Origin of the sequence: Streptomyces sp. NPDC048636, from assembly GCF_040650655.1 — a bacterium.
Lineage (GTDB): Bacteria > Actinomycetota > Actinomycetes > Streptomycetales > Streptomycetaceae > Streptomyces.
This window is the reverse complement of record NZ_JBEZHR010000012.1, coordinates 34804-47781: the sequence shown is the minus strand read 5'-3', so window position 1 is coordinate 47781 and position 12978 is coordinate 34804. Positions and strand designations below refer to the sequence as shown.

The 12978-nt window shown below is 69.2% G+C and carries 14 protein-coding genes and 1 pseudogene; 8 read left to right on the top strand and 7 right to left on the bottom strand.

Going from position 1 to position 12978, the window contains the following annotated elements:
* Window positions 1–407: pseudogene (locus AB0C66_RS27370) on the top strand (hypothetical protein); the annotation flags it as partial.
* Between the two features lie 43 nt (window positions 408–450).
* Here the strand turns inward: AB0C66_RS27370 and AB0C66_RS27365 are convergent.
* Window positions 451–639, bottom strand: coding sequence for an antitoxin (locus tag AB0C66_RS27365; protein ID WP_362443988.1), 189 nt, complete (start codon window positions 637–639; stop codon window positions 451–453).
* Between the two features lie 237 nt (window positions 640–876).
* On the opposite strand from AB0C66_RS27365, the gene AB0C66_RS27360 reads away from it, so the two are divergent.
* The 4 genes from AB0C66_RS27360 (at window position 877) to AB0C66_RS27345 (ending at window position 4427) form a co-directional block, all read left to right on the top strand.
* The gene (locus tag AB0C66_RS27360; protein WP_362443985.1) at window positions 877–1659 is read left to right on the top strand and encodes an HAD-IIA family hydrolase; all 783 of its coding nucleotides are present in this window, start codon (window positions 877–879) and stop codon (window positions 1657–1659) included.
* A gap of 121 nt (window positions 1660–1780) precedes the next feature.
* The gene (locus AB0C66_RS27355) at window positions 1781–2335 is read left to right on the top strand and encodes a hypothetical protein (protein WP_362443983.1); all 555 of its coding nucleotides are present in this window, start codon (window positions 1781–1783) and stop codon (window positions 2333–2335) included.
* A gap of 119 nt (window positions 2336–2454) precedes the next feature.
* Window positions 2455–3117: a class F sortase gene (locus AB0C66_RS27350; RefSeq protein WP_362444399.1), complete on the top strand. Its 663-nt coding sequence runs from the start codon at window positions 2455–2457 to the stop codon at window positions 3115–3117.
* Between the two features lie 233 nt (window positions 3118–3350).
* A complete protein-coding gene (locus tag AB0C66_RS27345; RefSeq protein WP_362443981.1) occupies window positions 3351–4427 on the top strand; it encodes a glycoside hydrolase family 6 protein in 1077 nt (358 codons plus the stop codon).
* 73 nt (window positions 4428–4500) lie between these two features.
* Here AB0C66_RS27345 and AB0C66_RS27340 read toward each other — a convergent pair whose 3' ends face one another.
* The 6 genes from AB0C66_RS27340 to AB0C66_RS27315 form a co-directional block, all read right to left on the bottom strand.
* Entirely contained in the window at window positions 4501–6549 is a 2049-nt protein-coding gene (locus tag AB0C66_RS27340; protein ID WP_362443979.1) for a galactose oxidase early set domain-containing protein, read from the bottom strand.
* A 3-nt stretch (window positions 6550–6552) separates the two neighbouring features.
* On the bottom strand, window positions 6553–8445 hold the full coding sequence (locus AB0C66_RS27335) for a cellulose synthase catalytic subunit (protein WP_362443976.1): 1893 nt from the start codon (window positions 8443–8445) through the stop codon (window positions 6553–6555).
* A 332-nt stretch (window positions 8446–8777) separates the two neighbouring features.
* Window positions 8778–9458 (bottom strand): FadR/GntR family transcriptional regulator, encoded by a 681-nt coding sequence (locus AB0C66_RS27330; protein WP_362444396.1) that lies wholly within the window; start codon window positions 9456–9458, stop codon window positions 8778–8780.
* A 78-nt stretch (window positions 9459–9536) separates the two neighbouring features.
* Entirely contained in the window at window positions 9537–9713 is a 177-nt protein-coding gene (locus tag AB0C66_RS27325; protein WP_362443973.1) for a DUF397 domain-containing protein, read from the bottom strand.
* Complete coding sequence (locus AB0C66_RS27320) at window positions 9710–9904, bottom strand: DUF397 domain-containing protein (protein WP_362443970.1); 195 nt, start codon at window positions 9902–9904, stop codon at window positions 9710–9712. The genes AB0C66_RS27325 and AB0C66_RS27320 overlap by 4 nt, the downstream gene beginning before the upstream one ends.
* A complete protein-coding gene (locus AB0C66_RS27315; RefSeq protein ID WP_362443967.1) occupies window positions 9901–10728 on the bottom strand; it encodes a helix-turn-helix transcriptional regulator in 828 nt (275 codons plus the stop codon). The genes AB0C66_RS27320 and AB0C66_RS27315 overlap by 4 nt, the downstream gene beginning before the upstream one ends.
* A gap of 114 nt (window positions 10729–10842) precedes the next feature.
* Between AB0C66_RS27315 and AB0C66_RS27310 the strand changes: the two genes are divergently transcribed.
* The 3 genes from AB0C66_RS27310 to AB0C66_RS27300 all read left to right on the top strand — a co-directional run bounded on the left by AB0C66_RS27310 (window position 10843) and on the right by AB0C66_RS27300 (window position 12915).
* On the top strand, window positions 10843–11268 hold the full coding sequence (locus AB0C66_RS27310) for an ATP-binding protein (protein WP_362443964.1): 426 nt from the start codon (window positions 10843–10845) through the stop codon (window positions 11266–11268).
* Between the two features lie 115 nt (window positions 11269–11383).
* Window positions 11384–12604 (top strand): methyltransferase, FxLD system, encoded by a 1221-nt coding sequence (fxlM, locus tag AB0C66_RS27305; RefSeq protein ID WP_362443961.1) that lies wholly within the window; start codon window positions 11384–11386, stop codon window positions 12602–12604.
* Between the two features lie 83 nt (window positions 12605–12687).
* Window positions 12688–12915 (top strand): hypothetical protein, encoded by a 228-nt coding sequence (locus AB0C66_RS27300; protein ID WP_362443958.1) that lies wholly within the window; start codon window positions 12688–12690, stop codon window positions 12913–12915.
* The last annotated feature ends 63 nt before the right edge of the window (window positions 12916–12978 follow it).

Genomic DNA, 12978 nt, shown 5'->3' with positions numbered 1-12978 from the left:
CGGGCACCACGGACCCCGGTGACACCGGAGACACCGGAACCGGCACTGAGGATCCGGGTCTTGAGGACCCCGGGACCGGTACGGAGGACCCCGGTCTGGAGGACCTGGGCACCACGGACCCCGGTGACACCGGAGACACCGGAACCGGCACTGAGGATCCGGGTCTTGAGGACCCCGGGACCGGTACGGAGGACCCCGGTCTGGAAGACCCCGGAACCACCGACCCCGGTGACACCGAAGACCCCGGCACCACCGACCCCGACCACACCGGGAAGACCGGAACCCGGCCGCCCGAGCTCGCCGAGACCGGTCACAGCGCCCTGCTCGCCGGGCTCGGCCTGCTCAGCCTCGCGCTGCTGACCGGCGGCACCGTCCTCGTCGTGAAGTCCCGCCGCCCGGAGCGGTGAGCGCGGGCGGCGGGCGCGGACGGCGGTGATACGACCGCGACGGTTACTGGCCCCGGGGCCCCTCGCCCCGGCGGCGCAGCTCGTCATCGAGCTTGTCCGAGCCGGTCTGGATCTGTTCCGAGTGCTTGCCGCCGGTCTTCTTGTCCGCGACGTCGGCACCCTTGCGCGTGGCTTGCCGGGTCTTGTCCGGGTTCTTGCCGAGCGCGCCCTTCAGCTTGTCCATCATGCCCATGACGGTCTCCTTATGGTCCGGCTCGTTCCAGGGGCGGAAGCCACCCCTCCACTCAGGATCAGACACCTGTGCTGGTCTGTCGCGCTGGACGGCCGCATCCCGCGGGAGCACGGCTGGTAACCCCGCTGTCCAGCCCGGTTAGGCTGAGGGCGTCGCCAGGCGGTCGGCCCGGCCCCGAGGTCGTGCCGACTGTCAGTGGTCAAACCGAGCGTGGTCGAACCGAGCGGAGAGCAACCAGTGGCAGAGCGCAAGCCGATCGAGTCATGGCTCACCGACATGGACGGCGTGCTGATGCACGAGGGGATACCGGTTCCCGGTGCGGACCTCTTCGTGAAGCGGCTGCGGGAGACCGGGACGCCCTTCCTGGTGCTCACCAACAACTCCATCTACACCCAGCGCGATCTCCAGGCCCGGCTGTCCCGTATCGGACTCGAGGTGCCGACGGCCAATATCTGGACGTCAGCGCTGGCCACCGCCCAGTTCCTGGACGAGCAGCGCCCCGAGGGCACCGCGTATGTCATCGGTGAGGCGGGGCTGACCACCGCTCTGCACGACATCGGCTACGTCCTCACGGATGTGGAGCCGGACTACGTCGTGCTCGGGGAGACCCGTACCTACAGCTTCGAGTCGCTGACCAAGGCCATCCGCCTGATCAACGACGGTTCGCGGTTCATCGCCACCAACCCCGACGAGATCGGCCCCTCCGCCGAGGGCGCGCTGCCCGCCACCGGTTCGGTGGCCGCGCTGATCACGCGGGCGACCGGCCAGGAGCCGTACTTCGTCGGCAAGCCCAATCCGCTGATGATGCGGGCCGGGCTGAATGTGATCGGTGCGCACTCCGAGACCAGCGCGATGATCGGCGACCGGATGGACACCGATGTGCGGGCCGGGCTCGAAGCGGGTATGGAGACCTTCCTCGTGCTGACCGGTGTCACCAAGGGCGAGGAGGTCGACCGGTTCCCGTACCGGCCGTCCACCGTGGTCGATTCCATCGCCGACCTGGTCGGCCGCATCCGCTGAATGCCCTGGTGAACGCCTGGACTTCCGCGCCGCGCCGGGCGACCCGTTCGGCGCAGTCGAGGTCCGCAGCGGATGCGGTGTCCGGCCGGGCGCGTGAGCCTCGTGGTGGAGGAGGTTCACCATGCGCTCAGCCGCCCTCACTCTCTGTACCGTTGCTCTGGGCACTGTCACTCTCTGTTCCCTCGCCGCGCCGGCCCTCGCCGACCAGCGGCACGACGGCTCCGCCACGATCCGGGTCAGCCCGCTCACCATTCCCCCCGGCGCCGAGGTGGAGGTGCGCGCCTTCGGCTGTCCGGGCAAGGCGGCCACCGCCTCGTCACCGGTCTTCGTCGACGACGCCGAGCTGACCCCGGACGGGGACGCGCTCTTCAGCGAGGCGACGATCCGTTCCACCGCGGCGCGCGGCGCCCACCGGGTCACCGTGGACTGCGGTGACCGGGCGAGCGCCGCGGACGCGGGGGAGAAGGTGTCCGTCGCCGTCGAGCGCCCGCCCTCGCCCATCGCCCCGGCGCACGCGGGCGGCGGGGGCAGCGCACCCGTCGACACCCGGATGCGCGAGGACTTCGGCGGCGCGGAGGCGTACGGCCTGGTGCTCTCCGGCGGTACCGCGCTCGCCGTCGGCGGCCTCGCCGTACACCGGCGGCGCCGCCGTCCCTCCGGTTCGCGGGCGGGCTGAGCGCCATGGACGGATACGGATATGGATACGGCCTGGGAAGCGGCCGGGACGGCGGCCCCGGCGACGAGGACGGCGACGGCGGCGGTGGCCGGAGGTTCCGCGGCACCGGGCGGCTGGCCATGGGTGTCGCCTGGGCGGTGCTGCTGCTCGGCCTGTGGATGTGGGGCCGGGACACCACGGAGGGGACGGGCGGATCGGTGCCGATGACCGGCGATGTGGCCGCGGTCGGACGCCCGCCCGCGCATCCGCTGCCCCCGGCGCACGCACCGCTGCCGTCCGCGCTGCCGAAGAGCGTCGAGATCGACGCGGCGGGGGTACGGGCCCCGGTCGTCGCCAGCGGTCTGGACGGTGCGGGGGCGCTCAAACCGCCGCCGTACGACCGGGCCGGTACGGTCGCCTGGTACCGCGCGGGACCCGAACCCGGGTCCGCGGGCGCGGCGCTGCTGGTGGGTCATCTCGACACCAGGTCCAAACCGGCCGTCTTCCACGGGCTGGGCGAGCTCAGGCGCGGGGCGGCCGTGCGGATCGCGCGGACCGACGGCACCACGGCGGAGTTCACCGTGGAGAACGTGGAACTGGTGCCCAACGAGCGGTTCGACGCCCGGCGGGCGTACGGGGCGCGCACCCGCGACCGTGCCGAACTGCGGCTGATCACCTGCGGGGGCCGCTTCGACAAGGCGACGCGGTCCTACACCGCCAATGTGGTCGTCTCCGCGTATCTGACGGGCACCACCGGGCGGCCCCGGCATCCGGTGGGCGCCGCGGGCGGCGACTCCGGCTGACGGTGCCCGCGGGACGGCGAGCCTGCCCGTCGTCCGCCGTCGCGCGCGGTGCCACCGGATGTGAGACCCGCCACGCACAGCCCCGCTGACTAGTGCGGCGGGGCGAAACCAGGGTCCTGGGTCGCCGATGCGCGCCCCCGCCTCCGGCGCGGTGTGTAAGGATTGATTCGACCGGTCTTGTCCCGCCGGGGGACCACGGCGTGTTCCTCGCGCGTGCACCCAAGGGGGAGTGGATGTACGGCAGTTACACTGGCCGTCGGCATCATGTTGTCCGTCTTCGCAGCCGTCGTGCCCGTGGCCGTACCCGCGCGCTCTCGACCGCCGGAGCCCTGCTGTCACTTGTGACGCTCTCCGGCTGCTTCGGCTCCTCGAGCAGTGGCAGCGGCGACCACGCGGCTTCGGCCGAGCGCCCCCGGCAGCGGCCCAAGGCCACCGTGCCGTACTGGGTGAACCCGGACGGGAGCGCCGCCAAGCAGGTCGCGGCGTACCGCGAGAAGGGCGACCGGAGCCAGGCGAGGCTGATACAGAGGATCGCCGGTCAGCCGGTCGCGGAGTGGCTCGGACTGGACAACCCCGAGGGGCAGGCGAGCGGTTTCACCCACGCCGCGGCCGCGGTCGACCGCAGCGCGCTGCTGGTCTTCTACGAGATCCCGCACCGTGACTGCGGGCAGTACAGCAAGGGCGGCGCCGCCGACGGCAACGCCTATCGCGCCTGGCTGGACAAGGCGGTCCGGGGGATCGGCAACCGCCCGGCGACCGTCATCCTGGAGCCCGACGCGCTGCCGCATGTGGTGGACGGCTGTACGCCGAAGAAGTTCCACGAGGAGCGGTACGACCTGCTGACCGGCGCGGTGGACAAGCTCAAGGGGCTGCCGCACACCAAGGTCTATCTGGACGCGGGCAATCCGCACTGGATCAAGGACCCGCGCCGGATGGCACAGCCGCTGAAGCGGGCGGGTATCGCCAAGGCCGACGGCTTCGCGCTCAACATCTCCAACTACCAGACGACCAAGGAGAACACGGCCTACGGCAGGAAGCTGTCGGCACTGGTCGGCGGCAAGCCCTTCGTGATCGACACCAGCCGGAACGGGAACGGACCGGCGCCGGGCAAGGACGACCCGCAGGCGTGGTGCAATCCGAAGGGCCGCGCGCTGGGTGAGTCGCCGACCACCGACACCGCTGACGAGAATGTCGACGCCTATCTGTGGATCAAGCGTCCGGGCGAGTCGGACGGGCCCTGCAAGGGCGGTCCCAAGGCGGGCCAGTGGTGGCCCAGGTACGCGCTCGATCTCGCCCGTAACGTCGAATAGCCACGCCGCGCCGGATAGTCCGTAGAGCCGGATGTGTGAGGCGGCGCCCGCACGGGCGCCGCCTCCGCTGTACTCAGTCCCGCTTGGCCTTGGCGCCTGCCTTGAGGGCCTTCTTCCCCTTGGCCTTCGCGCCCAGGGTCCTGGCGCCGTCGGCACCCTTGGCGCCCTTGGCCTTGGCGGCTTTGCCGCCGGGCACCTTCACCCAGACCGCCTTCGACGGGGTGCCCTGCTTGTCGACCGCGTTGAGCATGTACCAGCCGGGCGGCACCAGCGAGGAGTCCTTGGGCAGCCGGACGGTGATGCCGTCCTTCTTCCGCTTGAAGTCCACCGCGATCGACCGCTGCTCCACATTGGTCACATGGGTGAAGGAACTCGGCCGCATCAGCCGTACCTTCTTGATCGCCGAGGGGCGGGAGGTGGTGTAGGTCGTCTCGCCGCCGCGCTTCACCGTCCGGGGCTCGGTGTCGGTGAACTTCGGGCGGGAGTCCCGGTAGAGATACGGCGGGGAGTAGATGTCGATCTGCTGCTGGAACTCGCCGGGCTTGGTGTTGGCCTTGTCGCTGAAGAGCGAGTCCGAACCGAAGGTCATCACCCGGCCGTCCGGCAGCAGCAGCGCACCGGAGTGGTAGTTGCGGCCCACCAGCGGGTCGGCCACCGAGCGCGAGGAGTTGGTCCTCGGGTTGTAGATCTCGGCCTTGAGCACGTTGCTGTCGCCACGGCCCCGGTAGTCGCCCGAGCCGTTGGTGGTCAGCACGGTGTCATCGGGGAGGACCACACTGCTGGGGTAGCGGGCCTTGGCGTACAGGTCCGGGCCGTCCTTGAAGCGCGGATCGCTGGCGTGCAGATCGACGATCCGGGTCTTGGCGGTGGCCCGCGCGTCCTCACCGACCCCGCCGCCGCCGAGCACCATATAGCGCTGGTCCTGGGCCGGGGGCAGCAGCACCGACATCGAGGTCTCCAGCAGCCGGGGGTCACTGATCCCCGGCACCACATCGAACTTATTGCTCTTCAGATCCCAGACACCGGGGACGCGGCCCTTGTCGTCGGGACCGTATCCGGCGTTGGAACCGGTGTAGAAGACGCGGCCCTTGTCGGTGAGGAAGAGCGCCGGGTAGGTCGGGAAGAACCGCTTCTTCTTCAGGTACTTCCACTTCTTGGTCTTCGGGTCGTAGATCTCGTTCTTGCCCGGGACCACCTGGCCGATTTCATCCAGACCGGAGACCGAGAGCACCTTGCCGTCCTGAAGGGTGGTCAGCGTCGGGTACCAGCGGGCCTCATGCATGGGGTCGACCGTGATGTAGCGCTCGGCCACCGGGTCGAATTCATAGGCTTCCTTGATGCCCTGGAAGTCCTTCTTGTCGAACGAGAGCTTCTGCGCGATGCCGTAGAAGTTCCGCTTGTCCTTGCCCTTCAGCCCGGAGATCCGGTAATTGTCCTCGGTCCCGGTCTGGTACTTCTTCCCCTTCCGCAGCGCCTCTACATAGACGCGTGCGGTGCTGGGGGTGACACGGACCTTTCCGGTCCTGGCGCTCTTGGTCTTCTTGGCGCGCGGGACCAGCAGCGGGTCCTTGGACGCGAAGGTCTTGCCGCTCTCCTTACCGGTGAAGCGGGTACCGGCCGGGAAGGTCTTGGGCTTGTCCGGATTCTCGTTGTGGACGAACATCAGTCCGCCCGCCTTCTCCACATCGCCCCTGAGCTTCTCGTAGCGCTGGGTGCCGCCCGCCACCAGCAGCTTTCCGTCCGGGAGTTGGGTGTGCCCGGCGCAGAAGAGGTCCTTGGGGGTCGGGATGTTCTTGTAGGTGTTCTTCTCCGGGTCCCACAGCACACTGCGGAAGGACTTGGCGTCGAAGTTCTTGGCGTTGTTCCCGGAGCCCGCGACCAGCAGCACCTTCCCCGTATGGAGCAGTGCCGCGTGGATGGTGTTGATGCGGTATTCCTCGGGGACGTTCACCACGGCCCAGTGGCCGTTGTCCGCCTTGTACTCCGGTTGGTTGATCTTGTACGCGTGATACTTGTCGGAGCTGAAACGGTAGAGGGCCGGGCCATTCATCCCGGCCACCACGATGATCGCCGCCGCACCGATCCCGAAGCGACGGGTGCGGCGACTCGGTCGGTACTTCACTTCTTATCGTCCCCCAAGGGCGGGCTGCGTTTTCCGTTTCTCCTGGCGGACGGTCCACCACCAGGCGATGATCGGCGCGGCTGAGACAGCCAGGGCGAGTGATGCCCAAACGGTCATCGCTGGATGACTGTGGCCGAAGTAGAAGGAAGAGGCGAGCGACCCGCCGAAGACCACCAGGAAGAAAAGATGGATCCTGAAGGTACCGAAGAGGGTGTCGGGGCTCGAGGAGTCGCCCTTGGGGGTCACCACGAAGCGGCTCTTACGGCGTAGTACGGCATCGAAGAGCGACCGGGCGTAGACGGGCGCGGCCAGCGCGGACATCACCATTCCGGCGACCCCGCCGGACCCTTCCGGCTCATGCGGGGAGACATTGTGCCGGCGGTTCCAGACGTAGAGCCCGATCTGGAGGGCGGAGGCGTTGCCGTAGAGCATCATCCAGATGGCGGGGTCGATCTCGATACCGGAGGCCCCGAACCCCAGGAACAGCGCACAGCTCAGCGCGGCCAGGATCCAGTTCAGCGCCGACATCGGATAGAAGATCACCATCAGCGTGTAGTTGAACAGCTTCCCCGGCGGCAGGCTGAACGGCGCCTTCCAGAACTGCTTGAGGATCGTCTCGTAGGTCCCGCGCGACCAGCGCAGCTGCTGGGTGAAGAAGTCGGTCCAGGCGGTCGGTCCCTCGCCGACGGCCAGCACGTCCGGGGTGTAGACCGAGGTCCAGTGGCGGCCGGTGGCCCGGTTGCGGTGCCGGTGCAGCTCGAAGCCGGTGGCCATGTCCTCGGTGATCGAGTCGTACAGCCCGCCGATGCCCTTGATGGCGCTGATCCGCACCGCGTTGTTGGTGCCCACGAACATCGGGCCCCGGTAGGCGTTGCCCGCCCGCTGGATCAGCGCGTGGAACAGGAACTGCTGGCTCTCGGCGGCCTTGGTGACGGCCGTGTCGTAGTTGCCGTAGACCTGCGGGCCGACGACGAAGGCCACGTCCGGGTCGCGGAAGTAGCCGAGCATCCGCTCCAGGTAGTTGGGCAGCGGGACATGGTCGGTGTCGACCGAGGCGAAGAACTCGTAGTCGTCGCCGTGGGCGTCCAGCCAGGCGTTGTAGTTGCCGTGCTTGGTCTTGGCCCGGTGCGGGCCCTTGGCCTGGTTCCACCGCGCCACGCCCTTGCGGGAGAAGTGGTGGACGCCCAGCCTCCGGCAGACCTCCTTGACCTCCGGGTCGTCGCCCTCGTCCAGCAGCCAGATGTGCAGCACGCCCCGGTGGCGCAGCCGGATCGCCGCCTCCAGCGTCTTCGTCACCATCTCCAGCGGCTCCTTGCCGGGGACGAAGGTGGTGATGAAGGCGACCTTGGTCCCGGACTCGGGGATGACGGGTATGGGGTCGCGGGCGACGAGCGTCGCATGGGCGTTGGACACCACGTTCATCGTGCGGAACAGCTCGATCAGCCCGATGGACACCAGCATGACCGCGTCCAGCGCGACCATCGTCGAGCTCATGCCCTCCCGGCTGGTCCAGTGCGAGGGCTGCATCAGCCAGATCAGCAGCCCGAGCGACACCAGCGGGGCCGCCCCCAGCAGCAGCGCCGCCCGTACGCGGTGCGGTTCGTCCGCGAGCAGACGGCGGTAGCGCACCCGGTACGGCCGGTCCGGCTCGGGCCGGGTGAGCGGTCCGGCCAGCCTGCTGTAGTGCTCGTAGTCGTACTTCGGCAGGGGCCGTCGCCGCCGGTGCCGGACCGGTCCGCTCCGGAGCTGGCGCGGGAGGCGCAGCCGGGTGGTGGCGGACGGGTCGTACGGCTGGTGCGACCCGGGCGGCCCGTGCTGTCCCTGCCGCCCCTGCGGCCCGTGCCGCTCGGTCGGCTCGTATGCGGGCTGCCGGGCGCCGGTAGGCGTCGACGTCATGAGTCATTCCCCCCGCACGCGTGGTCTGGCGCGTGTTGTCGGTGCTGTCGGCCGGAATGCCCCCTCGGCCGTAGGCCGCACATTAGTGGAGGCACACACCTGTACGGATGCGGAACGGGTATCTTCTGGTTGTTTGCTGAGTAAATCCTGTGCAAACCGATCCCGCATGTCCGGCGAGCGGGACGACCATCAACTTTGCTGCTGCGAGCCCTTGTTGTCCCTCGGAACCGCCCGTTCCGGGGCTGGTCGCGTTCGCCCGGTCACAGGGGCGAACCGGGGCGGGCAGGGCAAATCCGCGCGACGGAGAACGTCGAGCGGTGGCCGGAAATCGACTACTCGGGATGGGGGGAGGCGAGCCGGGCGCGGATGTTCCCGAAGTGCTCGCGGATGGCCTCCTCGGCCCGCAGCGCGTCCCCCGAGCGCACCGACTCCAGGATCTGCCGGTGCTGCTTGCAGGTCACCTTGGGGTCGGTCGGAATGTCGACCAGATCGGTGCGCACCCGGTGGAAGGCGTCCCAGAACGCCTCCAGCACCTCGCTCAACAGCGTGTTGTCCAGGCTGCCGTAGAGCGCCGCGTGGAACGCCCGGTCCGTCTCCGCCCGTACCGCTCCGGCTCCGGCCTCGGCCTCCATCCGCTGGACGATCGCGTCCAGCTCATCGAGGTCCGCCTCCGGTATCCGCCCCGCCAGTCGCGCTATCAGCCCGGTCTCCACGGCCTCGCGCAGCTCCAGCAGCTGGAGCAGGCTCTCCTCGCCCCGGTAGTGCCCGGCGACGGTCCGGAAGATCAGCCCCTCGATCATCGGCGCCATCGACATCGGCCCGACGTAGGTCCCGAAGCCGTGCCGGATCTCCACGATCCCCATGGCCTGGAGGGCCTTCAGCGCCTCGCGCACGGAGTTGCGGCTGACCCCGAGCAACTCCATCAGCTCGGTCTCGGTGGGCAGCGGAGCCCCCGACGTCAGCCGCTGGTCGACGATCAGCCGCTTGATGCGTTCCTGGATGTCACGCGCCATCCCCCGCGTATGCGCCGCCACGGCCACCGCCACCTCCGATCCGAACAGCTTACCGGGGGAGGCACGCGGTGTCGGTGCTCAGAGCTGCGCGGTGAAGGCGGCCCAGGCGCGGTGGCTGACGGCCAGTTCTCCAGTGGCGGTGTCCTTGGAGTCGCGGATGTGGACGGTGTCGGGGCGTATGGCGACCTCGACGCAGTTGCCGCCTCCGCCGCCGCTGTAGCTGCTCTTGAACCAGTCGCGTTCGGTGGTGCTCACCGGGGCTCCGCCGCGAAGGTGGTGAACGCGGCCCAGGCGTCGTGGGTGACGGCCAGCGAGCCGCAGGTGGTGTCTTTGGAGTCGCGGATGTGGACGGTGTCGGGGCGTATGGCGACCTCGACGCAGTTGCCGCCCCCGCTTCCGCTGTAGCTGCTCTTGAACCAGTCGCGTTCGGTGGTGCTGCTGCTCATAGCGCTCCTCGCATCTGCTCCAACAGGCTCGTGCTGGCCTGAGGGCTCAGAGCCTGTGAGCGCAGTTTGCCATAGCGCTGAAGCATCGCACTGATGGCTTTTGGGTCGGTGATCAGAGCGCTCGTGTCATGTGCTTCGACATAGCCCACCCACCGGTGGTCTTCCGTCTCGGCGAGGTACATCGGCCCATCGCTGCCGAAGTGATCCTCCTGTCGCAGAGGCATGATCTGGATCTCCACGTTCCAGCGGTGTTGCTGTTCAAGCATGTGGTCGAGAAGTGCCTCGGTGACTTCAGCACCCCCGAATTTACGGTCCAATAAAGCCTGTTCGACCACGAAGCAGAACGCGGTGTTCAGCCTGTCAGTGAACAGCTGCTGCCTGGCCAGGCGCGCGACCACTTGTTGTTCCAACTGCTTCGGCGAGATGTGCGGGATGCGACGCTCGAAGATGGCGCGGATGTACGGCTCGGGTTGAAGCAGACCCGGAACGACCGCGCACTCGTACGTGAGGAGCGACACCGACTCCTCCTCGATCCCTGCCCACCGCAGGAACCACGACGCGAGTCCCACCTTCCGTGTCAGCGTCCGGTACGCCGCGCCCAGGATGCGGGCGGCCGGGGCGCCCAGGACTTCCTCCGTGCGCGGGATCAGCTCCTTCGGCGGGAAGCGCCTGCCCTGCTCCATCTTCGCGATGTACGTCGCCGAGTACCGCACGCGTGGGGCGAACTGCTCCTGGGTCAGGCCCGCCTCGTCCCGTAGCGCCTTTAACACCGCACCAAAGGTCTTGAGGCTCTCCGACGTTTCCGGTTCCCTGTCTGTTGTCATACCCGTATGGTCACGGGCAGTGACCGAGGCGGTCCAGTGCGTGCACTGGTACAACGCGAACTGGGTGGGTGTCGGACCTGGCTGACAGCCGGTCGTCACCGGAACGCTTCGGCCATGACCGCTCCACAGGGCCAAGCCCCCGTCACCGTACGTACGTTCGCGCAGCGATTCTCCGCCACCCGGCGCGGCGCCCGGCTCGCCCGGCTGCTGGCCGCGCAGCAGCTCGCCGACTGGGGAGTCCTGGGCGGCCAGGACGCCGCCGTGCTCGTCGTCGCGGAACTGTCCGCCAACGCCGCCCTCCACGGGCGCGTCCCGGGACGGGACTTCACCCTGTTACTGCGGTACGACGACATCGCGGGCCGGGTCGAGATCGAGGTCTCGGACACCCATGACGCGGAGCCCGTGCCCAAGATCCCCGCGTCCGACGACGAACAGGGCCGTGGGCTGCTCCTGGTCGAGGGGCTGGCCGACCGCTGGGGTGTGCGTCCGCGCCGGGGCCCCGGCAAGACCGTGTGGGCCCATGTCGCGGCGGCGACGTGAACCATCCACGCCAAACCGCCAGTCTCCCGGGACGTCCGGAAAGCGGCGTTGCGGACTCCGCGCCATAGTTCCATGGCGGCTTTGCACGCGAGGGCGGCCGGAAAGGAAGTTCCGTGTGACCGAGTCCCGTATGGATGCGGAGGCTTCCGCCCTGCGCGAGCAGATGGTGGAAGGTCTGCGAGAGCGAGGGGCACTCACCTCATCTGCGGTGGAGGCTGCCTTCCGTAAGGTGCCGCGACACCTCTTTGTGCCCGAGGTATCCGCCGAAGAGGCGTACGGGGCACCGGAAGCGGTCTTCACCAAGCGCAACGCGCAGGGCAAGCCGGTCAGCTCGGTCTCGGCTCCGTGGCTGCATGCCCGGATGCTGGAGGCGGCCCAGGTGGTACCCGGTATGAGGGTGCTGGAGATCGGCTCCGGAGGGTGCAACGCGGCGCTGTTGGCGGAGTTGGTCGGTGAGCAGGGGTCGGTGACGACCATGGACATCGATCCCGACATCACCGCGCGGGCGCGCAGGCTGCTTGGAGAGGCGGGCTACGGGCAGGTGCGGGTCAGGGATGCGGACGGTGCCCGGCCGGTCCAGGACGCTCCCGTCCAGGGATTCGACCGCATCGTTGTCACCGTCGGCGCCTCCGATCTGTCGGTGGCATGGCTGGATCAACTCGCTCCAGCGGGACGGCTGGTGGTGCCGCTGCGGTTCCGTGGCCTCTCCCGCACCATCGCCTTTGCCCGGGAACGGGATCACCTGCGCAGCGACACGCTCATCGTCTCCGGCTTTGTCGCCATGCAGGGAGACAGCGCGCACGCGCCACGTGTCGTATGCCTGGCCGGGCGCGAGGTGCGGCTGGTGGTCGACGAGGATCAGCCCGCCGACGCCGACGCACTGACCGCGGCGTTCACCGGCCCCCGGCATGAGCGGTGGACGGGGGTGGAGCTGGGCGGCTCGGAAGGACTGCTGCCCCGGTTGGACGTGTGGCTCGCGGGCGCGGTCGCCCCCTACGGCAGGCTGCGCGCCACGCAGGCAGCGTCCGAGCGTGGCTTGGTGGGCTGGGTACTGAGCAGGGGCGCGCCCGCGGTGTGGGAGCACGACTCGCTGGCCTACGTCACGCTGCGCCAAGCCCCGCAGGCCACTGAGGAGCGTTACGAACTGGGGGTCATCGCCCACGGCCCGCAGCGCGAACGCCTCGCGGCCCACCTGGCCGAGGCTGTCCACCGCTTCGACAAGGTGATCAGGGACGAGGGAGAGCCCGTCGTGCGCGCCTACCGCCGTGACAGCCATGAACCCGGCCCCGGTGGCGTGACGGTCGACAAGCCCAGCGTCCGTTTGGTGATCACCTGAAGACGCGGACCGCCCCGCTGGGGCGGTCCGGATCCACGCCTCCCGGCGTCGAGCGCGGGGAGGCCCGAGTGGAGGGAGTGAAGATGGCATTACCGACACCCCAAGCAGTACCGAGAACCCCGGCACCGCCGACCGAGGAACTGGCCGGGCTGCCCGAGGGGCTGGCCGACGTCTTCGACCTGGACCCTGTCGAGGGGGAGATCGGGAGGCTGGACGTCTGGCTCGGCGGCGACGGCGACGACGACGAGGGCGACACCACTGGGGACGGCTGCGGTGAATCCCCACCGCAGGGTCCGACGACCGGCTGCTGACGGTACTCCGGGCCCGGGCGCGCGCAATGCGTGCCCGGGCTTCCCACTGGCGGGCCCTCACGA